Here is a 26,002-nt window from a genome sequence, read left to right on the forward strand (position 1 = left end):
GCGATCACGTTTCAAAATCTTTCTGACGAATCAATCGTCATGGGCGGGATCTGCCGCGCGATGCACATTCCGGCGTGTAAATCGGCAATTCATCGATCCCGATACGCATGAAAAACGCATTGCGCGCATACGATGAAAACTCTGCGGAAAAGATAAGTAAATATGACCTTTATCAGGACCCCGAAAACAGCAAAATATCCCGGAAAGCCTTATCTGGCGGGCGTTACAACCTGAAACACTTTGTTACCGCGAGGGGTCATTAATTCGCCCACAATGGGCTCAACGGTTTCAACACGGATGCGGTCTCGTGTGCCAAGTGTGAGCGGACGCGAAGCGCTGCGAGCCAGTCGGTCACGTACCGAAGCCCTTCCGAGGGGCATCCCTGTTGGAGTCGTTTCCGGCCCCCCGCCGGACTCGGTTTCATCTTTGGTCTCCTCGCGCTAACCCCGTAGCGTGTGGTTTTTAGCGGGCTAATAAGCCCGCTTTTTTTCGTCTATCGAAACCGCAACGGCCCGCAGGCCGCCGCGTTTTTCCCGCCGCCTGACCGTGTTACGCGGTCTTCTGCACATCGAGCTTCAGTTCCTCGATCATCCGTTCGCGCATCACGAACTTCTGCACCTTGCCCGTCACCGTCATCGGCAATTCGTCGACGAAGCGGACGTAGCGCGGAATCTTGTAGTGCGCGATCTGCCCGTTGCAGAACGCCCGCACGTCGTCCTCCGACATCTGCTCGTCCGCACGCAGCACGATCCACGCGCACAGCTCCTCACCGTATTTCGCATCGGGCACACCGAACACCTGCGCGCTCTGAATCTTCGGATGCCTGAACAGGAATTCCTCGATCTCGCGCGGATACACGTTCTCGCCGCCGCGGATCACCATGTCCTTGAGCCGGCCGACGATGTTGCAGTAGCCGTCCGCGTCGAGCGTCGCGAGGTCGCCCGTGTGCATCCAGCCGTCGACCAGCACCTCGCGCGTCTTCGCGTCGTCGTCCCAGTAGCCGAGCATCACCGAATAGCCCTTCGTGCACAGCTCGCCCGTTGCGCCGACCGATACGACGTCGCCATCCGGATCGACGATCTTCACCTCCAGATGCGGCTGGATGCGGCCGACCGTCGTCGTGCGCTTCTCGAGCGGATCGTCGGTCGAGCTCTGGAACGACACCGGGCTCGTCTCCGTCATTCCGTATGCGATCGTGATTTCAGAGAGATGCATCTGCGACACGACGCGCTTCATCGTCTCGATCGGACACGGCGAGCCGGCCATGATTCCGGTGCGTAGCGTCGACAGGTCGAACTTCGCGAATTCCGGATGATCGAGCTCCGCGATGAACATCGTCGGCACACCGTGCAGTGCGGTGCAGCGTTCGTCGGCGACGGCCGCGAGTGTCGCGACCGGATCGAACGCCTCGCCGGGGAATACCATCGCCGCGCCCTTCGACACGCACGCGAGCACGGCCAGCACCATGCCGAAGCAGTGATACAGCGGCACCGGAATGCACAACGAATCCTGCTCGGTGAAGCGCATCGCCATCGCGATCGAGCGCGCGTTGTTGACGACGTTGCGGTGCGTGAGCGTCGCGCCCTTCGGGCTGCCGGTCGTGCCACTCGTGAACTGGATGTTGATCGGATCGGTGGCCGCGAGCGTCGCGCCGATCGCGTCGAGCCGCGCGACATCGAGCGTGTCCCGGCCGCGCGCCATCACGTCCGCGAAGCGGAACATGCCGGCCGGCGCGACCTCGCCCATCGACACGACCGTGCGCAGGCTCGGCACGCGTGCCGCATGCAGGTCGCCCGGCGTCGCGCTTGCGAGCTCCGGCGCGATGGTCTGCAGCATCTCGACGTAGGCCGACGTCTTGAAGCGCTCGGCCGCGATCACGGCCTTGCAGCCGACCTTGTTCAGCGCGTATTCGAGTTCCGCGAGCCGGTAGGCCGGATTGATGTTGACGAGAACCGCGCCGATGCGCGCGGTCGCGAACTGCGTGAGCAGCCATTCGCTGCGATTCGGCGACCAGATGCCGACGCAATCGCCCTTCACGATTCCGAGCGCGGCGAGGCCCGCCGCGAGCACGTCGATCTCGTGCGCGAACTCGCGCCAGGTCCAGCGTACCTGCTGCTCGCGGAACACGACCGCCGGACGTTCGGGAAAGCGGCCGGCCGTGTCGAGCAGGAATCGGCCGATCGTCGCCTCGGATAGCGGCACGTCGGTCGCGCCGCGCACGTACGACAGTCCGTTTTCGGGCGCGATCAGCGCCCCCTTGCCAAGGTCTGCTGCCATCGATGTCTCCGTCCGGTTTTGTCTGATCGGCCTGGCACGCGGTCGATGCGCGCGCCTGCTCCGCCGCACTCGCGGCGGACAGCCTCTGCGCGCATGATGCCGCGCTCTGCTGACGACACTCTGACATCAAATCGCGGCGGACGGATGAAATAGCACGACCGGCCGATACGATCCGGCCCGCAAAAAACAGACGAAAACGACGGGCGAAAAAAAAGCAGCCCGAAGGCTGCTTTCTTTCGCGCGATACGCGGCGCGGCTCAGTGCCGGCTGCGGATCTTCGCCAGACGCTGGATCGCTTCGAGCTGCGCCATTGCGGTCGCGAGTTCGGATTGCGCCTTTGCGAGGTCGAGGTCCGACTTCGCGTTCTGCAGCGTTTCCTCGGCACGCTTGCGCGCTTCCTCGGCTTTCGCCGCATCGAGGTCCTTGCCGCGGATCGCGGTATCGGCGAGCACCGTCACGGCGCCCGGCTGCACTTCGAGAATGCCGCCCGCGACGAACACGAATTCGTCGTTGCCGCCCTCGACTTCGATGCGCACCGCACCCGGACGAATCCGCGTGATCAGCGGCGTGTGACCCGGCAGAATGCCCAGCTCACCCGTTTCGCCCGGCAGCGCGACGAATTTCGCCTCGCCCGAGAAGATCTGCTCTTCCGCGCTGACGACGTCTACTTTGATGGTTGCCATATCGACTCCTGTCGATCGGGGTCAGCGCTTTTGCGCTGACTCCGATCCCATGCACGGCGGGTTGAGCGTATTACGTGGGCGCCTGTCCGCGAACGAATACCATCAAGGTATCCGTCACGGACGCACCGGCGCCCGCTGCGTTACGCCTGACCCTTACGAGATCTTCTTGGCCTTTTCGAAGGCTTCGTCGATCGTGCCGACCATGTAGAACGCCTGTTCCGGCAGGTGATCGCACTCGCCGTCGACGATCATCTTGAAGCCACGGATCGTTTCCTTCAGCGGCACGTACTTGCCCGGCGAGCCCGTGAACACTTCAGCGACGTGGAACGGCTGCGACAGGAAACGCTGGATCTTACGCGCACGTGCGACCGACAGCTTGTCTTCCGGCGACAGTTCGTCCATGCCCAGAATCGCGATGATGTCGCGCAGTTCCTTGTAGCGCTGCAGCGTCTGCTGAACGCGACGGGTGATCGAGTAGTGCTCTTCACCGATCACGTTCGGGTCGATCTGGCGCGACGTCGAGTCGAGCGGGTCGACTGCCGGGTAGATACCCAGCGAAGCGATGTCACGCGACAGAACGACGGTTGCGTCCAGGTGGCCGAAGGTCGTAGCCGGCGACGGGTCGGTCAAGTCGTCCGCAGGGACGTACACGGCCTGAACCGACGTAATCGAGCCCTTCTTGGTCGACGTGATGCGTTCCTGCAGCTTGCCCATTTCTTCAGCCAGCGTCGGCTGATAGCCCACTGCCGACGGCATACGGCCGAGCAGTGCCGACACTTCGGTACCGGCCAGCGTGAAACGGTAGATGTTGTCGACGAAGAACAGCACGTCGAGGCCTTCGTCACGGAAGTGCTCGGCCATCGTCAGGCCGGTCAGCGCGACGCGCAGACGGTTGCCCGGCGGCTCGTTCATCTGGCCGTACACCAGCGCGACCTTGTCGAGAACGTTCGAGTCCTTCATTTCGTGGTAGAAGTCGTTCCCTTCACGGGTACGCTCGCCCACGCCCGCGAACACGGAGTAACCGCCGTGTTCCTTCGCGATGTTGTTGATGAGCTCCATCATGTTGACGGTCTTGCCCACGCCAGCACCGCCGAACAGGCCAACCTTGCCGCCCTTTGCGAACGGGCAGATCAGGTCGATAACCTTGATACCCGTTTCGAGCAGTTCGGTCGACGGCGACAGTTCGTCGAACGCCGGAGCCTTCTGGTGGATCGAACGCGTCACGTCGCTCTCGATCGGGCCGGCTTCGTCGATCGGACGGCCGAGCACGTCCATGATACGGCCGAGGGTCGGCTTGCCGACCGGCACCGAAATCGGCTTTGCCGTGTTCTTCACGGTCAGGCCGCGGCGCAGGCCGTCGGATGCACCCAGACAGATGGTACGGACCACGCCGTCGCCCAGCTGCTGCTGGACTTCGAGCGTCAGTTCCGAGCCATCGAGAATGAGCGCGTCGTAGATCTTCGGCATGCTGTCGCGCGGGAATTCCACGTCGATAACGGCGCCGATGCACTGTACGATCTTGCCTTCTACCAAAGCAGCAGTACTCATCGCTTTTCCTTTAAATACCTGATTCTTTACTCGCGCAAAGGCGCAGTTGTCGTCCGGGGCGCGCGCTTAAACAGCAGCTGCGCCGCCGACGATCTCCGACAGTTCTTTCGTAATCGCGGCCTGGCGGCTCTTGTTGTACACGAGCTGCAGTTCGCTGATCACCGTCTTCGCGTTGTCGGACGCGGCCTTCATCGCGACCATCCGCGCCGATTGCTCGGACGCCATGTTCTCCGCGACAGCCTGGTACACCAGCGCCTCGACGTAACGCACGAGCAGTTCGTCGACGACTGCCTGCGCGTCCGGCTCGTAGATGTAGTCCCACGACGTGGCCGGCGTACCGTCATCGGCTTCGAAGTGTTCCGACGACAGCGGCAGCAGCTGCTCGATCACGGCTTCCTGCTTCATCGTGTTGACGAAGCGCGTGTAAGCGATATAGACCGCCGACAGCTTGCCTTCCGAGTACAGATCGAGCTGCGTCTTCACGGCGCCGATCAGCTTGTCCAGATGCGGGGTGTCGCCGAGGTGCACGACCTGCGACAGCACCTTCGCGCCGAAGCGGTTCAGGAACCCGAGGCCCTTGCTACCGATCGCGGTAGCTTCGACCTTCTGGCCCTTCTCTTCCAGCTCCTTGAACTTCTGCACCGTCGCACGCAGCACGTTGGTGTTCAGACCGCCGCAAAGACCCTTGTCCGTCGTGACGAGGATGATGCCGGCCGTCTGCGCGCCGTCGTTTGCCACCATGAACGGGTGGCGGTACTCCGGGTTCGCACGGCTCATGTGCGCGGCGATGGCACGGACCTTGTCTGCATACGGACGAGCGGCGCGCATGCGTTCCTGCGCGCGACGCATCTTCGATGCAGCCACCATCTCCATCGCCTTCGTGATCTTGCGCGTGTTCTGCACGCTCTTGATCTTGCCGCGAATTTCCTTCATTCCAGCCATAGCTTGCTCCTTGACCGAAGCGGCGCGGGCGCATCAGCACCCGCGCGGCCTCAGTGTGTCACTCGCGGATCAATAGGCACCGGACTTCTTGAAGGATTCGATTGCCGAGCGCAGTGCGCCTTCGTCGTCCTTCGAGAGATCCTTGGTGTCTTCGATGCGCTTGATGAGGTCAGCGTGGCTGGTCTTCAGGTTGTCGCGCAGGCCCTTCTCGAACGACAGCACTTGCTTGACGTCGAGATCGTCGAGGTAGCCGTTGTTCGCGGCGTACAGCGACACGGCCAGTTCCCACACCTGCAGCGGCTGGTACTGCGGCTGCTTCAGCAGTTCCGTCACGCGGCGGCCGCGCTCGAGCTGCTTGCGGGTCGCTTCGTCGAGGTCCGATGCGAACTGTGCGAATGCTGCCAGTTCACGGTACTGCGCGAGGTCGGTACGGATACCGCCCGACAGCTTCTTCACGACCTTCGTCTGAGCGGCGCCACCGACTCGCGACACCGACACGCCGGCGTTGATTGCCGGGCGGATGCCTGCGTTGAACAGGTCGGTTTCCAGGAAGATCTGGCCGTCGGTAATCGAGATCACGTTCGTCGGAACGAACGCGGTCACGTCGCCAGCCTGCGTTTCGATGACCGGCAGTGCCGTCAGCGAACCGCTCTTGCCCTTCACTTCGCCGTTCGTGAACTTCTCAACGTACTCTTCCGACACGCGAGCAGCGCGCTCGAGCAGACGCGAGTGCAGATAGAACACGTCGCCCGGGTAAGCTTCACGGCCCGGCGGGCGGCGCAGCAGCAGCGAGATCTGACGGTATGCCCAAGCCTGCTTGGTCAAGTCGTCATAAATGATCAGCGCGTCTTGACCACGGTCGCGGAAGTATTCGCCCATCGTGCAGCCGGCGTACGGTGCCAGGTACTGCATTGCGGCGGAATCCGATGCCGAAGCGGCGACGACGATCGTGTATTCCATCGCGCCCGTTTCTTCGAGCTTGCGAACCACGTTCATGATCGACGAAGCCTTCTGGCCGATCGCGACGTAGATACAGATCAGGTCCTTGCCCTTCTGGTTGATGATCGCGTCGAGCGCCACCGCGGTCTTGCCGCACTGACGGTCGCCGATGATCAGCTCACGCTGGCCACGGCCGATCGGCACCATCGCGTCGATCGACTTGATGCCCGTCTGCACCGGCTGCGACACCGACTTACGCCAGATCACGCCCGGGGCGATCTTTTCGATCGCGTCGGTCAGCTTCGCGTTGACCGGGCCCTTGCCGTCGATCGGGTTGCCGAGCGCATCGACCACGCGGCCGACGAGTTCCGGACCAACCGGGACTTCCAGAATGCGGCCCGTCGTCTTGACGATGTCGCCTTCCGAGATGTGTTCGTATTCGCCGAGAATCACCGCGCCGACCGAGTCGCGCTCGAGGTTCAGCGCGAGACCGAACGTGTTGCCCGGAAACTCGAGCATTTCGCCCTGCATCACGTCCGACAGGCCGTGGATACGCACGATACCGTCGGTCACGGAGATCACGGTGCCCTGGTTGCGAACGTCTGCGCTCGCTTCAAGGCCCTGGATCCGGCTCTTGATCAGCTCGCTGATCTCAGAGGGATTGAGTTGCATTATTCGCTCCTGATAGTCAATTCTGTTGCGTGCCGGCGTGGCGCTCAGGCGGTCAAGGCAGCCTGCATCGATGCGAGGCGCGCGCGAACCGAGGTGTCGAGCACTTCGTCGCCGACCGTCACGCGCACGCCGCCGATCAGCGACGAATCGACTTCGACCGTCGGCTTCAGCTTGCGCTTGAACTTGCGTTCGAGGCCAGAGACGAGGCTTTCGAGATCCGCGCCGTTCAGCGGGAACGCGCTCACGATCTCGGCGTCGGCTGCACCTTCACGTTCGTTCTTGAGCGCCTCGAACTGCTCGGCGATTTCCGGCAGCAGCGCGATGCGATGATTGTCGACCAGCATCTGCACGAAGTTCTTCGCTTCGGCGCCTGCCGCGACCGGCGACTTCACCGCAGCAAGCAGCAGCTCGGCCACTTGCGTGCGCGTCACCTTCGGGCTCGACGCGACCGACAGCACTTCCGGCAGACGCGCAACCTGGGCCAGCTCTTGCACGAGCGTGGACCAGGCGGCGATGTCACCTCCCTCGGCCACGCGGAACAGCGCTTCTGCGTAAGGGCGGGCGATGGTTGCAAGTTCGGCCATGATCAGAGCTCGGCTTTCAGTTGATTCAGCAGTTGGGCGTGGGCCGTTTGATCGACTTCGCGCTTCAGGATCTGCTCGGCGCCCTTCACGGCCAGCGAGGCGACTTCGCCACGCAGCGCTTCGCGCGCCTTCACGATTTGCTGTTCTGCTTCCGCTTTCGCCTGAGCGACGATGCGGGCGGCTTCAGCTTGGGCGTTGGCCTTGATTTCCTCGGCGACCGCCTGGGCACGCTTTTCAGCGTCGGCGATGCGCTGCTGGCCGTCGTTGCGGGCCTGCGCGAGTTCCTGGTCCACGCGCTTGTGCGCTGCGTCGAGTTCCGCCTTGCCCTTCTCCGCGGCGGCGAGGCCGTCGGCGATCTTCTTCGAACGTTCGTCGAGGGCGTTGATCAACGGCGGCCACACGAACTTCATCGTGAACCACGCGAGGACCAGGAACACGACCATTTGCGCAAACAGAGTTGCGTTGAGATTCACGGTGTTTCCTTATCTGCTATTCCGGAAAAATGAAACGGTAAGGCGCTCATCGAGTTGCATTCGATCAGCGCCCCAAGTCTCCGTTCCGCCCTGCCCCGGCTTACGCCGGGCGCATATTTCCGAGGAACCTTAGCCTGCGAGCTTCGACAGGAGCGGGTTCGCGAACGCGAACAGCATTGCGACACCAACGCCGATCAGGAATGCAGCGTCGATCAGGCCAGCCAGCAGGAACATCTTCGTTTGCAGCGGGTTGATGAGTTCCGGCTGACGCGCGCAGGCTTCGATGTACTTGCCACCCATCAGCGCGATACCGATACAGGCGCCGATTGCACCCAGGCCGATGATGATGCCGATACCGATGGCGGTCAGACCCTGGATGTTGGCGATGTAAGCTTGCATGATCACTCCTTTGTGAAAAGACTTGGAACTGAGATTTAAAAAACTAAAACGGAAACTCTTTCTTGCACGCCGCGCTTAGTGCTTGTCGTGCGCCTGGCCGAGATACACCAGCGTCAGCATCATGAAAATGAATGCCTGCAACAGAACAATCAGGATGTGGAAGATTGCCCAGACGCTACCCGCGATCACATGACCAACGAAGCCGAGGAACGTTGCGTCGCCACCGAAGCTCCACATGCTGCCGAGCAGGGCGATCAACAGGAACAACAGCTCACCCGCGTACATGTTGCCGAACAGCCGCATACCGAGGGACACGGTCTTTGCGAGATATTCGACGATGTTGAGCGCGAGGTTAGGGATCCACAGCAGCGGGTGGGCGCCGAACGGGGCCGACAGCAGCTCATGCACAAAGCCGCCCGCGCCCTTGATCTTGATGCTGTAGTAGATCATCAGGACGAACACGCCGAGCGCGATGCCGAGCGTGCCGTTCAGGTCGGCCGTCGGGACGATGCGATGGTGGGAAATCACGTCCGACAGACCGAGCAGGCCGATTACGCGGCCCGGCAGGTCGACCGGGAGAAAGTCGAGGGAGTTCATCAGCGCGACCCACACGAACACCGTGAGTGCGAGCGGAGCGATGAAGGTACGATTGCCGTGGACGATGGCCTTCGACTGGTCTTCGACCATTTCGACGAGCATCTCGATTGCGCACTGGAAACGGCCCGGCACGCCCGACGTCGCCTTGCGGGCAGCCAGACGCAGCAGGACGAACGTCACGAAGCCGCAAACGATCGACCAGAACAGCGTGTCGAGATTCCAGACGTGGATGTCGAAAATCGACGTCTGATGCGAGGTGGAGAAATTCTGCAAGTGGTGCGCAATGTACTCGGACGGATCCGGACCGCGCGTGCCTTCGCTAGCTGCCATATCGTTAATGCCACCCAAATTGTCGAAAATCGTTTTGCCTGTTCCGCAACACGCTATTGCGGGAACGGGCCGGTGCGGTTCGTTGTCGAAACCGCACGCTGCTTGTTTTTTACCGCCAGGCCAGCGCGATCCAGTACGTCTTCAGCACGACGAGGTAGGTGACGAGGAGTGCCGGCCAGTGCACGCCGGCATAGCCGTACGCCACTGCGGCGAACATTCCGATCGTCACACCGAGCTTCAGGGCTTCGCCCATCACCCAGCTCATCACGGTGGCCGAGCCACCTGCCTTCAGTCGTGCCACGAACAACGCGCTTGGCACCCAGCCGATCGCCCCGCCCAGAAACGCGGACTGCGCAGCGGCGCCCGGTGACTTTGAAAACAGCCACCACGCCAGCGTTGCAACCAGGGACAAGACCACCTGCGCGGTCACCACCTTGTAGGGGGTTACGCGCGATGGCTTGCTCACGTTCGGACCGAACAACCTCTCGGCATCCGTCCGCGTGAGCGGAACGATGTTGTCATCTTGCTGCTCGACATCCCAGTCGTCGCCATCGGATTCGCGCCGCTCGCCGGCCGCTGAAGCGGTGCGTTGCGCGCGGTGATCATCGTGCCTGTCGTTCGGCGCCTGACCCGCCATCGCAATCTTCCGCAAAATCCTTGAACCCGGCCCCAAGCTTTCTGAAAGCTTTCAGGGGTGCCTAGCTAACAAATCCGGGCGATTGTAAGCGATAGTTGCAAGTGATTCAAGGCTTTAGACGCGACAAAAACCTGCGTAAAACGACGCCTCATCATGTGAAAAACGCGCGATTCTACGACGTACGATGACAGTTGTAAGGTGGGATTTTTGCACCAGTATTTCTTGCGCGAAAATGTCCTGTGGCGATGCAATGGCGTGGCATCGATGCCTGGTGCGGGCGCCACCGGCGCGCCGCGATCGCAGCAGGAATTCTGCTGTGACGCGATCACGGGAAATGACTCGGCGCGATGACGCGGGACAGGCGAAATGCTGTGGCCAGCCACCAGGCGCGATGCGTGAAATACGGTTGGTCGCGAGCGTACCTATGCAGGCAATCAGTTGTTACGCCGCCACAGTAAACCGACTGTGGAATGCAGCACTTATCAACAACCCCGGCCGCAACGCGCGCGAATGCTGCGCCCCTCCCCGCCAAGCTTGCGTTACGCCTGCAGCGCACGCAGCCGCACCGCTCAGCCGTGCACGAGCAGCCACGCGCCGAGTGCCGCACTCGCGAGCGCGAACGGAATCGAAACGAGGTGAAACGGCAGCCACATGCGCGGCTCCTTCGCGAGACGCACCGCGATCAGGTTCGCGAGCGAACTGATCGCGAAGCCGAAGCCGCCGACCGATACGCCGAACGCGAGCGCGCGCCAGTCGTGCGTGAATTCCGACAGCAGGATCGCGGCCGGTACGTTGCTGATCCCCTGCGACAGCACGGCGCCCGCCGCAAACACGCGCAGCGGCGAATCGAGGTGGGTCTGTGCGATCACGTCGTGGACGACGGGCAGCGCGGCCGCGCTGCGCAGCACGACGAACATCAGCACGAAGATCAGCAGCAGCAGCCAGTCGATCTTCAGGACTGCATCACGTTTCGCAACCAGCAATGCGATCACGACGGCGATCAGGCCCGGCACCGGATGATGCGCGTCGGCCAGCAGCACGAACGCACCGAACAGTACCGCCGCGAGCAGCGCGTGCATGCGCTGCACGGGAACCGCGTCGACGTCGCCGGACAGGTCGAGCGGTTTCGCGCGAAACGCGCACGCCGTCAGCACGAGCAGCAGCGCCATCATCACAACGGCGAGCGGCCCGAGCGTGACGACGAAGCGGCCGAACGACACGCCACTCAATTGCCACAGGAACAGGTTCTGCGGATTGCCGAGCGGCGTCGCGACGGACCCCGCGTTGACGGCCAGCGCGACGGCGATCACGAGCCGCCTGAACGGCAGCGGTGTCAGCTTGCGCAGCGACACCATCAGCGGAACGACGACGAACAGCGCGACGTCGTTGGTCAGCCACATCGCGAGTGCCGCCGCGAACACGACCAGCAGCATCGCAAGCCCGCGCTCGGATCGCACGTGATGCACGATGCGATGCGCGAGCCACATCAGGCACCCGGACAGCTCGAGCGCCTTGGTCAGCATCAGCAGGCCCGCGAGCGTCACGACGGTCTGCCAGTCGACACGGCCGGCCAGCGCGGCAATTGGTTGCGGGCGCAACCATTGAACAAGAATCAGCGCAAGCGCCAGCACCGTGAGCACGGGCTCCTGCATCAGCCATCCGAACCACCTGCGCGGCGCAACCGCTCCCGCGTTCTCCATCGATCGCGCCTCGTTACTCTTCGGTCGCGACGTTGCCGCGCAGGCGCACGAGAATGCCCTCGAGCGCGTCGAGGTTGCCGAAGTCGATCAGCACCTGCCCTCGCCCGCGGCGGCCGAGCTTGATTTTCACCGTCGACGCGAGCAGGTCGGACAACTCTTCTTCGAGACGGCGCGTGTCGCGGCCGCCGTCATCCTTCGCGCGCGCCTTCACGGCCGGTGCTTCCTTGGTCGTGTGCGCGACCAGCTTCTCCGTCTCGCGCACCGACATGCGCTTGTTGACGACCTGGTGCGCGAGCGTGATCTGCGTCGCCGCGTCGACGGCGAGCAGCGCGCGCGCATGCCCCATGTCGAGATCGCCGGCCAGCAGCATCGTCTGCACCGGCGATGCGAGGTTCAGCAGGCGCAGCAGGTTCGACACCGCGCTGCGCGAACGGCCGACCGATTCAGCCGCCTGTTCATGCGTGAAACCGAACTCGTCGAGCAGACGCTGGATACCGTGCGCCTCTTCCAGCGGGTTCAGGTCCTCGCGCTGGATGTTCTCGATCAGCGCCATCGCCGCGGCAGCCTGATCGGTCACGTCCTTCACGAGTACCGGCACTTCGTCGAGGCCGGCCAGGCGCGCCGCGCGGAAACGCCGCTCGCCCGCGATGATCTCGTACTTATCGGATGAGATGGGCCGTACCAGGATCGGCTGCATCACGCCCTGCGCACGAATGCTGGCCGCCAGCTCCTGCAGGCTGCCCTCGTCCATCCGCGTCCGCGGCTGGTACTTGCCGGCCTGCAGCTTGCCGAGCGCGAGCGTGTTCGGCGCCCCTTCGATCTTCACCGCTTCGGTGATGTCCGCACTGCCGCCGAGCAGCGCTTCGAGGCCACGTCCCAAGCCCTTCTTCTTTGGTACCGCGTTCATTTCTTTCTTCCTCGCTTCGCTCATGTCCGGATCACGACACCTCGAACGCGCGGACGCGGTCGATCATCTCGGCACCGAACTGGAGATACGCCTGCGCACCGCGCGAGTTGCGGTCGAACACAACACCCGGCAACCCGTAACTCGGCGCTTCGGCCAGACGCACGTTGCGCGGAATCACCGCGTCGAACACCTTGTCGCCGAAGTGCGCTTTCAGTTGATCGGAGACTTGCTGCTGCAGCGTGATGCGCGGATCGAACATCACGCGCAGCAAGCCGATGATCTTCAGGTCGCGATTCATGTTCGCGTGAACCTGCTTGATCGTATTGACGAGATCCGACAACCCTTCCAGTGCGAAGTACTCGCACTGCATCGGGATCACGACACCGTGCGCCGCGCACAGGCCGTTCAGCGTCAGCAGTGACAGCGTCGGCGGGCAGTCGATCAGCACGAAGTCGTAATCGTCCGCCACGCGCTCGAGTGCGGCCTTCAGCCGACGCTCGCGGTTGTCGATGCCGATCAGCTCGATCTCGGCACCGGACAGCTCGCGGTTTGCCGGCAGCACGTCGTACGTGACGCCTTCCGGACGCACGCGCGCGTCGATCACCGATACGCCGTCGATCAGCACTTCGTACACGGTCGACTCGCAAGCGGCCTTGTCGATCCCGCTGCCCATCGTCGCGTTGCCCTGCGGGTCGAGATCGATCAGCAGGACTCGTTGCTCCTGCGCTGCAAGGCTTGCGGCGAGATTAACCGATGTCGTCGTCTTGCCGACGCCCCCCTTCTGGTTCGCAACGCAGAAGATCTTTGCCATCGTTGGTGTGTTCCTCTTACTTCAAACAAACGGCGCGCACTTGCGCGCCTTCAAATCGCCTCGTCGACGGTGACCTCGATCAGATGCCGTTCGGCATCGAGCATCGGTACCGCCAGCCGCATCGTCTGCTTTACGCGACTGCCTTCCGGCAACCGCGCAATTTCGTCATCCGGGTGGACGCCCTTCATTGCCCAGATCGATCCACCGGGCGCGACGAGATGTCGAGCAAGTTTAACGAAGTCGGACAGATCAGCGAAAGCGCGGGATACGATCATGTCGAATTTTTCCGGCACTTCGACACCCGGCTGCAGCGACTCGACCCGACCGGTGACGACCGACAGGTTCGCGAGCTTCAGTTCCGCACGCATCTGCGTCTGGAATGCAGACTTCTTCTGCACGATATCGTTCAGCGTCACTTGCCAGTCCGGCTGCACGATCGCCAGCACGATACCGGGCAACCCGCCGCCCGAACCCACGTCCAGCACGCGCGCCGATGCGCGGCCGCGCAGATGCGGAACGATGGAAAGCGAATCGAGGATGTGCTGGATCAGCATCTGCTTCGGGTCGCGGATCGCGGTCAGGTTGTAGACCGCGTTCCACTTGCCGAGCAGCGCGACATAGTCGAGCAGCTGGTTGCGTTGTGCATCCGTCAATGCGATGTCGAGCGCGGCCGTGCCCTCGACAAGCATCCCTTCAAGTACGTCCCGATTAACCGCCGGCGCGCGACGCGCCGTCATTGTTGCGTCGGGACAGTGCCGTCCCCCTGCTCGGGCGCCTCTGCGGCGGCGCCATTACGACGGCCGAGGCCACGGCGCTTCAGGTGCACCATCAGCAGCGAGATCGCAGCCGGCGTGACGCCCGAGATGCGCGATGCCTGGCCGATCGTTTCCGGCCGGAACTCGTTGAGCTTCTGGCTCACCTCGAACGACAGGCCACGCACCTCGCGATAGTCGATACCGTCCGGCAGGCGCGTGTTCTCGTTCGCATCGTTGCGCTCGATCTCGCTGGCCTGACGTTCGATATAGCCCTGATATTTGATGCCGATCTCGACCTGTTCCTTGATCTGCTCGAGCAGCACCGGATCGTCGGCCAGCGGCTCCGCCGGCGCGCATTCACCGCCCTTCAGGCCGCACACGCCGTCGTAGCTGATGCCGGGACGGCGCAGCAATTCGGCGAGGCTGTACTCGTGATCGATCGCCTTGCCGAGCAACGCAGTCGCCTCTTCCGGCGGCAGCGTCTTCGGCGTGACCCACGTCGATTTCAGCCGTTCGGTTTCACGTGAAACAGCGTCGCGCTTCCGCGAGAACGCATCCCAGCGAACGTCGTCGACGAGGCCCAGCTCGCGGCCAAGTTCGGTCAGGCGCATGTCGGCATTGTCTTCACGCAGGCTCAGGCGGTACTCGGCACGGCTCGTGAACATCCGGTACGGCTCGGCCACGCCACGCGTGACGAGGTCGTCGACCAGCACGCCAAGGTAGGCCTGGTCGCGACGCGGGCACCATGCGTCCTTCTCTTGCACGTAACGGCCTGCATTCAGCCCGGCGAGCAGGCCCTGTGCGGCCGCTTCTTCATAGCCGGTCGTGCCATTGATCTGGCCCGCAAAGAACAGCCCGTTGATCGCCTTCGTCTCGAGCGACGCCTTCAGCGCACGCGGGTCGAAGTAGTCGTACTCGATCGCGTAGCCGGGGCGCAGGATGTGTGCGTTCTCGAGGCCACGCATCGAGTGCACGAGTTCGAGCTGCACGTCGAACGGCAAGCTCGTCGAAATCCCGTTCGGATAGAACTCGTTGGTCGTCAGCCCTTCCGGCTCGAGGAAGATCTGGTGCGATTCCTTCGACGCGAACCGGTGGATCTTGTCCTCGATCGACGGGCAGTAACGCGGGCCGACACCTTCGATCACGCCTGTATACATAGGCGAACGGTCGAGGCCGCCGCGAATGATGTCGTGCGTGCGCTCGTTCGTATGCGTGACCCAGCACGGCAACTGCTGCGGATGCTGCTCCGCGCGGCCCAGGAACGAGAACACCGGGACCGGATCGAGGTCGCCCGGCTGCTCGTCCAGCTTCGAAAAATCGATCGAACGGCCGTCGATACGCGGCGGCGTACCGGTCTTCAGGCGGCCCTGCGGCAGCTTCAGCTCCTTCAGACGCGCCGACAGCGACACGGCCGCCGGATCGCCTGCGCGACCGCCCGTGTAGTTGTTCAGGCCGACGTGGATCTTGCCGTCGAGGAACGTACCGGCCGTCAGCACCACCGCACGAGCACGGAAGCGGATGCCGATCTGCGTCACGGCGCCAACCACGCGATCGCCTTCGACCATCAGGTCGTCGACGGCCTGCTGGAACAGCCAGAGGTTCGGCTGATTCTCGAGCCGATGGCGGATCGCAGCCTTGTACAGGATACGGTCGGCCTGTGCACGCGTCGCGCGCACAGCCGGACCTTTCGACGAATTGAGGATCCGGAACTGAATACCGCTCTCGTCCGTCGCGGCCGCCATCGCGCCGCCGAGCGCATCGACTTCCTTGACCAGATGGCCCTTGCCAATGCCGCCGATCGACGGATTGCAGCTCATCTGCCCGAGCGTTTCGATGTTATGGGTCAGCAGCAGCGTCTTCGCACCCATACGGGCGGATGCCAACGCGGCTTCCGTGCCGGCGTGACCGCCACCGACGACGATGACGTCAAATTCTGTGGGAAAAAGCATGGTGGATTCCGTACACAGGACTGCGCACGGACCTATCTGAGAAATGTATGGGCCGAATTATAGCGGGTTCGCTTTTCACCCGAAGACCGTCCGAATGGTAGGGTCCGTTCATTTCGCCGATTTTTTTCGCTCAATCGGCCAATCTGTGCTCCCCGCCCCGCTGCTGCGGCGCCGCCTCGACCTCAACACACATCAACTGGGTGTGCAAAACCGGGGTTCGGACAGCGGGCCTGTGAAACGGACATCGCATCCAGCCACAGTATTTCCGATCAATCGTGCGCCCCTTATCCACTGTGCGGTGCGGCTCGCGATGGCGGAGCCCTGGCGCGCACCCAACACTCGCCAGCCTGTGCAGCCACACTGCCCTGAGCATCCGATTCCCAGCCCCTCACAGGGCTTCCACTTGTTCCTCCGGCACTTATCCCCTACCCGGTTCACCCACGCACTGCCCTGCCCCCGAAAACAAAAACGGCGTGTTTCACGTGAAACACGCCGCTCGTTTCATGTCACCCGCCCGGCCATCAAGCCGTTTTCTTCGCCAGCCCCAGGTATGTCTCAATCACACGCGGATTCTGCGCCAGTTCGGCCGCCGGCCCTTCGAGCGCGAACTCACCCGTCTCCAGCACATAGCCGTAGTCGGAGATCTGCAGCGCGGCCCGAGCATTCTGCTCGATCAGCAGCGTCGCGACACCGGTGCCGCGCAACGCGCTGATGATATGAAAAATCTCCTTCACGATCAGCGGCGCCAGCCCGAGGCTCGGCTCGTCGAGCATCAGCAGGTCAGGCTTGCCCATCAGCGCACGGCCAACCGCGAGCATCTGTCGCTCGCCACCCGACAGCGTGCCGGCTGCCTGCTTGCGCCGCTCCTTCAGCCGCGGAAACAGCACAAACACGTGATCGAGCTGGTCGAGGAAGTTCGACTCGCCCGCCAGCTTGCGGCGATACGCGCCCAGCACGAGGTTGTCCTCGACCGTCATCGTGCTGAACAGCTCGCGCTTTTCAGGCACCAGGCACATCCCGCGCGCGACGCGCTGCTCAACCGGCAGCGCGCTGACATCGCTGCCGCGATACAAAACCGCGCCGGAAGCATGCCCGGTCACCGGCAGCGCGCCCATGATCGCGTTCAGCAACGTCGATTTGCCGGCCCCGTTCGGGCCGATCACGCTGACGATCTGCCCTGCGCCAACCTTGATCGCCGCGCGGTGCAGCGCTTCCACCTTCCCGTACCGGACCGCCAGCCCGCGCACCTCGAGAATCGGCATCGTCGTGTCCGTCATCACTCCACCCCGCCCAGATACGCTTCGAGCACCGCCGGATCCTGCTGCACATCCTGCGGCAGCCCTTCCGCGATCCGCGTGCCGAACTCCATCACCACCAGCCGGTCGGTGAGGTTCATCACGAAATCCATGTCATGTTCCACGAGCAACACGCTCATGCCTTCGGCCTTCAGGCGCCGCAGCAAGTCAGCGAGTTGCTGCTTCTCCTGATAGCGCAGCCCGGCGGCCGGCTCGTCGAGCAGCAGCAGCGTCGGATCGCAGCACAGCGCGCGGGCGATTTCGAGAATCCGCTGCTGGCCGAGCGCGAGGCTACCCGCCTCGTCATACATGTGCTTTTCCAGCCCGACGCGGCGGATCTGCTGCGCCGCTTCGGCCAGCAATTGCGTTTCCTCATGCGCATTGAGCCGCGCGATGCTACGCCACACGCCCGTATGGCCGCGCAGATGCGCGCCGATCGCGACGTTCTCGAGCACCGTCATCGTCGGCAGCAGCTTCACGTGCTGAAACGTACGGCCAATCCCGCGCCGGACGATCTGCCGCGACGTGAGCCCGTCGATCCGCTCGCCACGGAACGTGATCGTGCCGCCGGTCGGCTGCAGCACGCCGGTCACGAGGTTGAACGTGGTCGACTTGCCGGCGCCGTTCGGGCCGATCAGCCCGATGATCTGCCCCGCTTTCACGTCGAAACTGACGTCGTTGACGGCCACCAGCCCGCCGAACTGCTTGCGCGCGTTGTCAACGACGAGCAGCGGTTCGCCTGCCGCCGGCTTGGCACGCTGCGGCAGCGGATCGGCATGGTCCGGCACGTGCGCGCGCGGCCCGCGTGGAAACAGCTTCGCGACGAACGGCCACACGCCCTGGCGCGCGTACTGCAGCAGCAGCACCATCAACACGCCGAACACGATGATCTCGAAGTTGCCTTCCGAGCCGAGCAGCTTCGGCAACAGCGTCTGCAGGTAGTCCTGCAGCACCGTCAGGATCGCCGCACCGAGCACCGCACCCCACACATGCGACACGCCGCCGACCACCGCCATGAACAGGAATTCGATCCCGTGATTCAGGCCGAACGGGGTCGGGTTGACCGCGCGCTGCAGGTGCGCGTACAGGAAGCCCGATACCGCCGCGAGCACGGCCGCATAGACGAAGATCACGACGCGCATCCACGCGGTGTTGATGCCCATCGCCTCGGCCATCACGCCGCCGCCGCGCAGCGCGCGGATCGCCCGGCCGGGCCGGCTGTTGAGCAGGTTCTGCACCGACACGATCGCAGCCAGCACGACGGCCCAGATCAGGAAGTACAGGCTGCGGCCGCTTTCGAGCACGATGCCGAACAGGTTCAGCGCCGGAATCCCGTTGATCCCGTCGTACTTGCCGAGCAGTTCGAGATTGCCGAACAGATAGAACAGCGCGAGGCCCCACGCGATCGTGCCGAGCGGCAGGAAGTGCCCGGACAACCGCATCGTGACTGCGCCGAGCACGAGCGCGACCAGCGCCGTCAGCACGACGCCGACGATCAGCGCGAGCCACGGCGACACGCCGTATCGCGTCGTCAGGAGCGCAGTCGCATACGCGCCGATGCCGACGAACGCGGCCTGCCCGAAGCTCGTCATCCCGCCGACGCCCGTCAGCAGCACGAGCCCGATCGCGACGATCGCGTAGAGGCCGATGTAGTTCAGCAGCGTGATCCAGTATTCGGGCACCTGCAGCGCGCCGGGCAGCACCGGCAGCGCGAACAGCACCACGAGAAACACCCAGAAGGTCTTGTTGCGTACCATTGTCTTCATCGCGTCACTCCTCTTCCTCTTCCGCGTGCGGCGTCGCGAAGCTGCGCCACAGCAGCACCGGAATGATCAGCGTGAACACGATCACTTCCTTGTATGCACTCGCCCAGAACGACGAATACGATTCGAGCACGCCGACCAGCAACGAGCCGGCGGCCGCGAGCGGATAGCTGACCAGCCCGCCGATGATCGCGCCGACGAAACCCTTCAGGCCGATCAGGAAGCCGGAGTCGTAGTAGATCGTCGTCAGCGGACCGACGAGGATGCCGGACAGCACGCCGAGCCCCGCCGCCAACGTGAACGCGAGGCGCCCTGCTTCAGTCGTGCCGATGCCGACGAGCCGCGCGCCGAGCCGGTTCACCGACGTCGCGCGCAGCGCCTTGCCGGCGATCGTGCGCCCGAAGTACACGTAGAGCGCACCGATCAGCACCAGCGCGGTCACGACCACCAGGATGCTCTGCACCGACACCGTCATGCCGCCGATCGCCAGCGACGCATCGGTGAATCCGTTGGTGCGAGAGCCTTCCGCGCCGAACATCACGAGCCCGAGGCCGACCATCGCGAAATGGACGGCCACCGATACGATCAGCAGCAGCAGGGTCGTGCCTTCGGCGATCGGCTGATAGACGAGCCGGTAGACGAACGGCCCCATCGGCACGACGATCGCAAGCGTCAGTGCGATCTGCGCGAGCATCGGCAACGGCTGCGCGGCGAAGCCGCGCGTGACCGCGAACACCGCGAGCGGCAGCAGGACGTAGCGGCTGGTCAGCGTCGTGAGCGTGCGGCCGAGCTGATGGCGACGTTCGCGATGGCGGATCAGGCCGCCGACTTCCAGCAGGAAGCACGCGATGCCCATCACGAACAGCAGCCAGCAGGTGGCGGGAAATTTCTGCGCCTGCAACGCCGCGAGCGTCAGCGCACCGTAGGCGACGAATTCGCCCTGGGGAATGAAGATCACCCGCGTGACGGAAAACACCAGCACGAGCGCCAGCGACAGCAATGCATAAATGGCGCCGGTCGTGATGCCGTCTTGCGCGAGGATCGCCGCAATCGAGAGATCCATACGTTTCGTGTATCGAGAATGCTGCGGAGAAACGGCGACGGGAGCAGCCCGGGCGCGCGGACCGCAAGACCGGAGCGTCAGGCGTCGCGCGGGGGCTTCCCGGAGATTCCATGCGGCGCGGATGCGGGCCGCCAGGCCCGCCGCGCTGCCGACGGCGAGCACGGCGCCGTTCGCGCCGCGCCCGCCGGTTTCACGTGGTGCTTACTCGGCCTGCAGCTTCCACTTGCCGTCGACGATCTGCACCATCACGCGCGCACGCGTGTCGAAGCCGTTGTGGTCGGTCGACGTCATGTTGATCACGCCGTGCGACACGGGCAGGTCCTTCACGCTCTCGAGCGATGCGCGCAGCGCCTCGCGGAACGCCTCGGTGCCCGGCTGGCCCTTCTTCAGCGCGTCGGGAATCGCATGCTGCAGCAGCAGCCCCGCATCCCACGCATGCCCGCCGAAAGTCGACAGCGAACCCGCGCCGTTTGCCTTCTCGTAGGCGGCCTTGTAGCCGAGCGCCGGCTTCTTCACCGGGTTCGTATCGGGCAGCTGGTCGGTGACGAGCACCGGGCCGGCCGGCAGGATCTCGCCTTCGCAATCCTTGCCGCACACGCGCAGGAAGTCGTTGTTGGCGACGCCGTGCGTCTGGTACACCTTGCCCTTGTAGCCACGCTCCTTCAGCGTCTTGGCCGGCAGCGCGGCCGGCGTGCCGGAGCCGGCGATCAGCACCGCGTCCGGATTCGAGCCCATCAGCTTCAGCACCTGCCCCATCACCGATGCGTCGGTACGGTTGTAGCGCTCGTTCGACACGACCTTCAGACCGTTCTTCGCGGCGGCCGCGTTGAACGTGTTGTACCAGCTGTCACCGTACGCGTCGGCGAAGCCGATGAAGCCGACCGTCTTCACGCCGTGCTTCGCCATGTAGCCGGCGATCGCGTCGGCCATCAGCTGGTCGTTCTGCGGCACCTTGAACATCCACGCGCGCTTCGCGTCCATCGGCGAGATGATCTGCGCGCTCGCCGCGAGCGAGATCGTCGGCGTCTTGCCCTGCGACACCGGGTCGAGCATCGCGAGCGAGTTCGGCGTGACGGACGAACCGATGATCGCGTCGACGTGATCCTCATCGATCAGCTTGCGCACGTTCTGCACCGCGCGGCTCGTGTCGGACGCATCGTCGAGTACGATGTACTGCACGCTCTTGCCCGCGATTTCCTTCGGCAGCAGCGCGATCGTGTTCTTTTCCGGAATCCCGAGCGACGCGGCCGGCCCGGTGGCCGACAGCGTCACGCCGATCTTCACCTGCGCCGACGCCGTTGCCGCCGCGCACACGAGGCCCGCGGCAAGCACGGCCTCCATCCATCGATTCATCTTCATCTAGGTTGTCTCCAAACGCTGCTCGAAAAATCCGCGGGTCGCTCGGGCGGCTCCCGTTCCCCAAAACAAGTTAATAATTTAACTATCTCGCCGGACCACGCCTACGCTCGTTTTCCCGTGAAACGCCACCGCCGCGACAGCGCCCGGACGACACCGCATGCGCGCGCGCCGAAACGGTCGTTCGACCGCAACACGATGCGCGACAGCGATGTCGTCGGAATGAAGCAACCGGAGGAATGCGCCGTTGCGCGAGATGCGATCGATGCGAATGCAACGATCGGCGGAAGGCGCTGGCCCGGACTGATTCGGCCACGCGCGCGGGCGGCTCAAGCTGGGAAAGCCGGCCATTCATGCCAATGCGAACGCGAATGACGATACGGATGCGAACGCAACGACTGGCGAAACAGCCGCCCCGGCAAATCGCGCCGAAACGCGCATAGCGGCCGCTGGACGCCCCGCGCACGCCACGAGATACCCACGCGCACCCGACCCCGAACGAGCGGCACCAGCCGCCCCTCCTGCCCCGATCCTTCGCCCTGCGCTTCTCATCCAACCGTACTCCGTCTTCTGCATTTTGCTTGTAGGAGAACTGCCGACCGATTTTCCCGACCGCGCGGTCGGCGAAAGCTGAGTGTAACGGACGCCATTTGCGCACGCCAACCGGGTAAGCCCGAACGGCATGCGCGTGGCTGCGCGCCAGAGGCGAACGGCTTGCAGGAAAGGAGAGGAACGGGGGGACGGGCGTGAACCGCGGGAGACGCACGGTGCGGGCGCGATCGTGCAGACACGACGCCGGCCGCTGCACCATCGAAGGAAAATCGCGCACACAAATGAAAAAGCGCTGTTGGATTCCGTCCAACAGCGCTTTGGGGTCCGGGCACTTTGTGCCTCGATTGTCTCCTCGTTCTCCACCTGCAAATTCGTTTCGCGGTGCATCAGAACTGAGACGAAGATTAAAGGACCTTTCACCCTGCGACAACTTAGCATTTACCCCTATGGTGCATCGCCGCACGAAAATGGGGCACCAGCCTTGCCGCGCGGCGCCGGCCGGCGCCCGCCGCGGCACCCTTCCGGGCCGTGCCGGATGGTGCTTCGCATCAACGCGCCGCATCGCCCGGCGCGATGCCATCAGGACGGCCTGAGCGTCTTGACCCGCGCGACCATCTCGCCGACGATCCCGCGCCGGAACGCCAGCACGCATGCGATGAAGATCAGCCCCGTGACGATCGTCGCCGATTCGCCGAGCGAGCGGAACCAGCCGACGCCGGTGATCGACGCGAGCGATTCGCCGATGTCGCCGAGGCGGTCCTCCAGCGCGACGATCAGCGCCGCGCCGAGCAGCGGCCCGAACAGCGTGCCCATCCCGCCGACGAGCGTCATCAGCACGACGAGGCCCGACATCGTCCAGTACGCGTCGGACAGCGTCTCGAAGCCGAGCACCAGCACCTTCAGCGAGCCGGCCAGCCCCGCGAGCCCGGCCGACAGGATGAACGCGAGCAGCTTGAAGCGGTCGGTGTCGTAGCCGAGCGAGATCGCGCGCGCCTCGTTCTCCTTGATGGCGACGAGCACCTGGCCGAACGGCGAGTGCACGATCCGCACGATGAACGCGCACGCCGCAACGATCACCGCGAGCACGACGTAGTACAGCGCGACGTCGTTCGACAGGTCGACGAGCCCGAACAAGTGCCCGCGCGGCACGCCCTGCAGGCCGTCCTCGCCGTGCGTGAACGGCGCCTGCAGGTAGATGAAGTAGACCATCTGTGCGAACGCGAGCGTGATCATCGCAAAGTAGATGCCCTGCCGGCGGATCGCGAACAGGCCGACGACCAGCCCGAGCAGCGTCGCGGCGAACGTCCCGACGAGCACGCCGAGCTCCGGCGTGAAGCCGAGCGTCTGGATCGCATAGCCGGTCGCATAGCCGGCGGTCGCGAGGAACATTGCATGGCCGAACGACAGCAGCCCCGTATAGCCGATCAGCAGGTTGAACGCGGCCGCGAACAGCGCGAACGTGAGCACCTTCATCACGAACACCGGATACGCGCCGATGAACGGCGCGGCAAGCAGTGCGGCAAGCAGCACGCCATAGAGCACTTTTCTCTGCATCATTTTTCCTTGCCGAACAGGCCCGCCGGGCGGATCAGCAGCACGATCGCCATGATCACAAACACGACGGTGGCCGATGCTTCCGGATAGAACACGCGCGTGAAGCCCTCGATCACGCCGAGCATCAGCCCCGTGATGATCGAGCCGAGAATCGAGCCCATCCCGCCGATCACGACCACCGCGAACACGGTGATGATCATCGGCTGGCCCATCAGCGGCGACACCTGGATCACCGGCGCGGCGAGCACGCCCGCGAACGCGGCGAGCGCGACGCCGAAGCCGTAGGTGAGCGTGATCATCATCGGTACGTTCACGCCGAACGCCTCGACGAGCTTCGGGTTCTCGGTGCCCGCGCGCAGATAGGCGCCCAGGCGCGTCTTCTCGATCACGAACCAGGTCACGAGACACACCGCGAGCGACGCGACGACCACCCACGCGCGGTAGTTCGGCAGGAACATGAAGCCGAGATTGGTCGCGCCGGAGAGCTGCGACGGCACGTCGTACGGCTGGCCGGACGATCCGTAGATCGACCGGAACACGCCTTCGACGACGAGCGTGAGGCCGAACGTGAGCAACAGCCCGTACAGGTGATCGAGCTTGTACAGCCAGCGCAGCATCGAACGCTCGATCACGATCCCGAACGCGCCGACGATCAGCGGTGCCAGCACGAGCATCGCCCAATACGGCAACCCGAAGTACGACAGGCCCATCCACGCGAGCATCGCACCCAGCATGAACAGCGCGCCATGCGCGAAGTTGATCACGTTGAGCAGCCCGAAAATCACCGCGAGCCCGAGGCTCAGGATCGCGTAGAACGAGCCGTTGACGAGCCCGAGCAGCAACTGGCTCAGCATCGCCGGTAACGGAATGCCAAAGATTTCCATCGACTTAGCCGTCAGAATGAGTTTCGTTGCGCGCGCAACCTTCAAGCAGTCGCGCACGCGGGCGGCGCAGCGGGCACATCGCTGCGGCCGCCGCCACGCGCCGCTACGTTGCGCTTACTTCCACAGCGCGCAGCGCGATTCCTGCTTCGTGCCGAACGCCTGGTCGCCCGGAATCGTCGCGAGCACCTTGTAGTAGTCCCACGGCTCCTTCGATTCCGACGGCTTCTTCACCTCCATCAGGTACATGTCGTGGATCATGCTGCCGTCCTGGCGGATGGCGCCCTTCGCGTAGAAGTCGTTGATCTTCATCTTCTTCAGCTCGGCCATCACCTTGTCGGAGTCGGTCGTGCCGGCCGCCTGCACGGCCTTCAGGTAGGTCGTCACCGACGAATAGTCGGCCGCCTGCAGGCTCGACGGCATCTTCTTCATCTTGCCGAAGTAGCGCTGCGCCCACTGGCGCGATGCCGCGTCGCGGTTCCAGTACCAGCTGTCGGTCAGCACGAGGCCCTGCGTCGTCTCGAGGCCGAGGCTGTGCACGTCGTCGATGAACATCAGCAGCGCGGCGATCTTCATCGACTTCGTGATGCCGAATTCCTTCGCGGCCTTGATCGAGTTGATCGTGTCGCCGCCCGCGTTCGCGAGGCCGAGGATCTGCGCCTTCGACGACTGCGCCTGCAGCAGGAACGACGAGAAGTCCGACGCCGACAGCGGATGCCGCACCGTGCCGAGCACCTGGCCGCCGTTCGCCTTGACGACGTCCGACGTGTTCTTCTCGAGCGCCTTGCCGAACGCGTAGTCGGCGGTCAGGAAGAACCAGCTCTTGCCGCCCTGCTTCACCACCGCCGAACCGGTGCCCTTCGCGAGCGCCATGGTGTCGTATGCATAGTGGACCGTGTACGGCGTGCACTGCTCGTTGGTCAGCGTGTCGGCGCCCGCGCCGATGTTGATGTAGACCTTCTTCTTCTCGGCCGCGACCTGGTTCATCGACAGCGCGGTCGCCGAGTTCGTGCCGCCGACCAGCAGGTCGAGCCCGCCGCGGTCCATCCACTCACGCGCCTTGGATGCGGCGATGTCCGCCTTGTTCTGGTGGTCGGCATAGACGACCTCGATCGGCTTGCCGAGCACCTTGCCGCCGAAGTCGGCGACCGCCATCCGGATCGCCTCGAGGCCGCCCTGCCCGTCGATGTCCGCGTAAAGCCCCGACATGTCGGTGATGAAGCCGATCTTCACGCTGTCTGCGGCGTGTGCGGCGCCGGCGGTAAACGCTGCGGTCGCGACCGCGAGACAGGCGTGTGCGAGGGTCTTCATTTTCATTGACGTCTCCTGTTGTTC

At 63.9% G+C, this 26,002-nt stretch carries 22 protein-coding genes; all 22 read right to left on the minus strand.

Annotation, left to right across the window (positions count from 1 at the left end):
- Positions 1-549 precede the first annotated feature (549 nt).
- A complete protein-coding gene (locus PI86_RS12100) occupies positions 550-2,277 on the minus strand; it encodes an AMP-binding protein (protein ID WP_039322504.1) in 1,728 nt (575 codons plus the stop codon).
- A gap of 257 nt (positions 2,278-2,534) precedes the next feature.
- Complete coding sequence (locus tag PI86_RS12105; RefSeq protein WP_006477288.1) at positions 2,535-2,960, minus strand: F0F1 ATP synthase subunit epsilon; 426 nt, start codon at positions 2,958-2,960, stop codon at positions 2,535-2,537.
- Positions 2,961-3,113: 153 nt separating this feature from the next.
- A complete protein-coding gene (gene atpD, locus PI86_RS12110; RefSeq protein WP_039322510.1) occupies positions 3,114-4,508 on the minus strand; it encodes a F0F1 ATP synthase subunit beta in 1,395 nt (464 codons plus the stop codon).
- Positions 4,509-4,574: 66 nt separating this feature from the next.
- On the minus strand, positions 4,575-5,450 hold the full coding sequence (atpG, locus tag PI86_RS12115) for a F0F1 ATP synthase subunit gamma (protein WP_014895500.1): 876 nt from the start codon (positions 5,448-5,450) through the stop codon (positions 4,575-4,577).
- A 69-nt stretch (positions 5,451-5,519) separates the two neighbouring features.
- The gene (atpA, locus tag PI86_RS12120) at positions 5,520-7,061 is read right to left on the minus strand and encodes a F0F1 ATP synthase subunit alpha (protein WP_014895499.1); all 1,542 of its coding nucleotides are present in this window, start codon (positions 7,059-7,061) and stop codon (positions 5,520-5,522) included.
- A gap of 44 nt (positions 7,062-7,105) precedes the next feature.
- Entirely contained in the window at positions 7,106-7,645 is a 540-nt protein-coding gene (locus PI86_RS12125) for a F0F1 ATP synthase subunit delta (protein ID WP_014895498.1), read from the minus strand.
- 2 nt (positions 7,646-7,647) lie between these two features.
- Positions 7,648-8,118 (minus strand): F0F1 ATP synthase subunit B, encoded by a 471-nt coding sequence (locus tag PI86_RS12130; protein WP_006751767.1) that lies wholly within the window; start codon positions 8,116-8,118, stop codon positions 7,648-7,650.
- 129 nt (positions 8,119-8,247) lie between these two features.
- Positions 8,248-8,517 (minus strand): F0F1 ATP synthase subunit C, encoded by a 270-nt coding sequence (gene atpE, locus PI86_RS12135; RefSeq protein WP_006482730.1) that lies wholly within the window; start codon positions 8,515-8,517, stop codon positions 8,248-8,250.
- A 75-nt stretch (positions 8,518-8,592) separates the two neighbouring features.
- Positions 8,593-9,444, minus strand: a complete 852-nt coding sequence (atpB, locus tag PI86_RS12140) for a F0F1 ATP synthase subunit A (protein ID WP_014895497.1) — start codon at positions 9,442-9,444, stop codon at positions 8,593-8,595.
- Between the two features lie 109 nt (positions 9,445-9,553).
- A complete protein-coding gene (locus tag PI86_RS12145; RefSeq protein WP_039322517.1) occupies positions 9,554-10,081 on the minus strand; it encodes an ATP synthase subunit I in 528 nt (175 codons plus the stop codon).
- A gap of 569 nt (positions 10,082-10,650) precedes the next feature.
- A complete protein-coding gene (locus PI86_RS12150) occupies positions 10,651-11,781 on the minus strand; it encodes an SLC13 family permease (protein ID WP_039322520.1) in 1,131 nt (376 codons plus the stop codon).
- Between the two features lie 13 nt (positions 11,782-11,794).
- Positions 11,795-12,688 (minus strand): ParB/RepB/Spo0J family partition protein, encoded by an 894-nt coding sequence (locus PI86_RS12155; protein WP_014895494.1) that lies wholly within the window; start codon positions 12,686-12,688, stop codon positions 11,795-11,797.
- Between the two features lie 31 nt (positions 12,689-12,719).
- Positions 12,720-13,499, minus strand: a complete 780-nt coding sequence (locus PI86_RS12160) for a ParA family protein (RefSeq protein ID WP_039322524.1) — start codon at positions 13,497-13,499, stop codon at positions 12,720-12,722.
- Positions 13,500-13,549: 50 nt separating this feature from the next.
- Complete coding sequence (gene rsmG / locus PI86_RS12165; RefSeq protein WP_039322527.1) at positions 13,550-14,236, minus strand: 16S rRNA (guanine(527)-N(7))-methyltransferase RsmG; 687 nt, start codon at positions 14,234-14,236, stop codon at positions 13,550-13,552.
- Entirely contained in the window at positions 14,233-16,203 is a 1,971-nt protein-coding gene (mnmG, locus tag PI86_RS12170; protein WP_039322529.1) for a tRNA uridine-5-carboxymethylaminomethyl(34) synthesis enzyme MnmG, read from the minus strand. Before mnmG ends, rsmG begins: the two co-directional genes overlap by 4 nt.
- Before the next feature lie 521 nt (positions 16,204-16,724).
- On the minus strand, positions 16,725-17,480 hold the full coding sequence (locus tag PI86_RS12175; RefSeq protein ID WP_039322532.1) for an ABC transporter ATP-binding protein: 756 nt from the start codon (positions 17,478-17,480) through the stop codon (positions 16,725-16,727).
- Positions 17,480-19,264, minus strand: a complete 1,785-nt coding sequence (locus PI86_RS12180) for a branched-chain amino acid ABC transporter ATP-binding protein/permease (protein ID WP_082012226.1) — start codon at positions 19,262-19,264, stop codon at positions 17,480-17,482. The genes PI86_RS12175 and PI86_RS12180 overlap by 1 nt, the downstream gene beginning before the upstream one ends.
- Before the next feature lie 4 nt (positions 19,265-19,268).
- Positions 19,269-20,324 carry a branched-chain amino acid ABC transporter permease gene (locus tag PI86_RS12185; RefSeq protein WP_039322535.1) on the minus strand — a complete coding sequence of 352 codons (1,056 nt, stop codon included), beginning with the start codon at positions 20,322-20,324 and terminating at the stop codon, positions 19,269-19,271.
- Positions 20,325-20,525: 201 nt separating this feature from the next.
- Positions 20,526-21,683 carry an ABC transporter substrate-binding protein gene (locus PI86_RS12190; protein WP_014895486.1) on the minus strand — a complete coding sequence of 386 codons (1,158 nt, stop codon included), beginning with the start codon at positions 21,681-21,683 and terminating at the stop codon, positions 20,526-20,528.
- 1,128 nt (positions 21,684-22,811) lie between these two features.
- Complete coding sequence (locus PI86_RS12195) at positions 22,812-23,786, minus strand: branched-chain amino acid ABC transporter permease (RefSeq protein ID WP_039322538.1); 975 nt, start codon at positions 23,784-23,786, stop codon at positions 22,812-22,814.
- The gene (locus tag PI86_RS12200; protein WP_014895483.1) at positions 23,786-24,670 is read right to left on the minus strand and encodes a branched-chain amino acid ABC transporter permease; all 885 of its coding nucleotides are present in this window, start codon (positions 24,668-24,670) and stop codon (positions 23,786-23,788) included. Before PI86_RS12200 ends, PI86_RS12195 begins: the two co-directional genes overlap by 1 nt.
- Positions 24,671-24,784: 114 nt before the next feature.
- Positions 24,785-25,984, minus strand: a complete 1,200-nt coding sequence (locus tag PI86_RS12205) for an ABC transporter substrate-binding protein (RefSeq protein WP_014895482.1) — start codon at positions 25,982-25,984, stop codon at positions 24,785-24,787.
- Between the last annotated feature and the right edge of the window lie 18 nt (positions 25,985-26,002).

The organism is Burkholderia sp. A9 (genome assembly GCF_000801975.1).

What these genes read in the sequence shown, in the direction of transcription:
- PI86_RS12100 (WP_039322504.1), bottom strand. Translation starts at nt 2,277, where the DNA reads ATGGCAGCAGACCTTGGCAAGGGGGCGCTGATCGCGCCCGAAAACGGA.
- PI86_RS12105 (WP_006477288.1), bottom strand. Translation starts at nt 2,960, where the DNA reads ATGGCAACCATCAAAGTAGACGTCGTCAGCGCGGAAGAGCAGATCTTC.
- atpD (WP_039322510.1), bottom strand. Translation starts at nt 4,508, where the DNA reads ATGAGTACTGCTGCTTTGGTAGAAGGCAAGATCGTACAGTGCATCGGC.
- atpG (WP_014895500.1), bottom strand. Translation starts at nt 5,450, where the DNA reads ATGGCTGGAATGAAGGAAATTCGCGGCAAGATCAAGAGCGTGCAGAAC.
- atpA (WP_014895499.1), bottom strand. Translation starts at nt 7,061, where the DNA reads ATGCAACTCAATCCCTCTGAGATCAGCGAGCTGATCAAGAGCCGGATC.
- PI86_RS12125 (WP_014895498.1), bottom strand. Translation starts at nt 7,645, where the DNA reads ATGGCCGAACTTGCAACCATCGCCCGCCCTTACGCAGAAGCGCTGTTC.
- atpE (WP_006482730.1), bottom strand. Translation starts at nt 8,517, where the DNA reads ATGCAAGCTTACATCGCCAACATCCAGGGTCTGACCGCCATCGGTATC.
- atpB (WP_014895497.1), bottom strand. Translation starts at nt 9,444, where the DNA reads ATGGCAGCTAGCGAAGGCACGCGCGGTCCGGATCCGTCCGAGTACATT.
- PI86_RS12145 (WP_039322517.1), bottom strand. Translation starts at nt 10,081, where the DNA reads ATGGCGGGTCAGGCGCCGAACGACAGGCACGATGATCACCGCGCGCAA.
- PI86_RS12150 (WP_039322520.1), bottom strand. Translation starts at nt 11,781, where the DNA reads ATGGAGAACGCGGGAGCGGTTGCGCCGCGCAGGTGGTTCGGATGGCTG.
- PI86_RS12155 (WP_014895494.1), bottom strand. Translation starts at nt 12,688, where the DNA reads ATGAACGCGGTACCAAAGAAGAAGGGCTTGGGACGTGGCCTCGAAGCG.
- PI86_RS12160 (WP_039322524.1), bottom strand. Translation starts at nt 13,499, where the DNA reads ATGGCAAAGATCTTCTGCGTTGCGAACCAGAAGGGGGGCGTCGGCAAG.
- rsmG (WP_039322527.1), bottom strand. Translation starts at nt 14,236, where the DNA reads ATGACGGCGCGTCGCGCGCCGGCGGTTAATCGGGACGTACTTGAAGGG.
- mnmG (WP_039322529.1), bottom strand. Translation starts at nt 16,203, where the DNA reads ATGCTTTTTCCCACAGAATTTGACGTCATCGTCGTCGGTGGCGGTCAC.
- PI86_RS12175 (WP_039322532.1), bottom strand. Translation starts at nt 17,480, where the DNA reads ATGACGGACACGACGATGCCGATTCTCGAGGTGCGCGGGCTGGCGGTC.
- PI86_RS12180 (WP_082012226.1), bottom strand. Translation starts at nt 19,264, where the DNA reads ATGAAGACAATGGTACGCAACAAGACCTTCTGGGTGTTTCTCGTGGTG.
- PI86_RS12185 (WP_039322535.1), bottom strand. Translation starts at nt 20,324, where the DNA reads ATGGATCTCTCGATTGCGGCGATCCTCGCGCAAGACGGCATCACGACC.
- PI86_RS12190 (WP_014895486.1), bottom strand. Translation starts at nt 21,683, where the DNA reads ATGAAGATGAATCGATGGATGGAGGCCGTGCTTGCCGCGGGCCTCGTG.
- PI86_RS12195 (WP_039322538.1), bottom strand. Translation starts at nt 23,786, where the DNA reads ATGCAGAGAAAAGTGCTCTATGGCGTGCTGCTTGCCGCACTGCTTGCC.
- PI86_RS12200 (WP_014895483.1), bottom strand. Translation starts at nt 24,670, where the DNA reads ATGGAAATCTTTGGCATTCCGTTACCGGCGATGCTGAGCCAGTTGCTG.
- PI86_RS12205 (WP_014895482.1), bottom strand. Translation starts at nt 25,984, where the DNA reads ATGAAAATGAAGACCCTCGCACACGCCTGTCTCGCGGTCGCGACCGCA.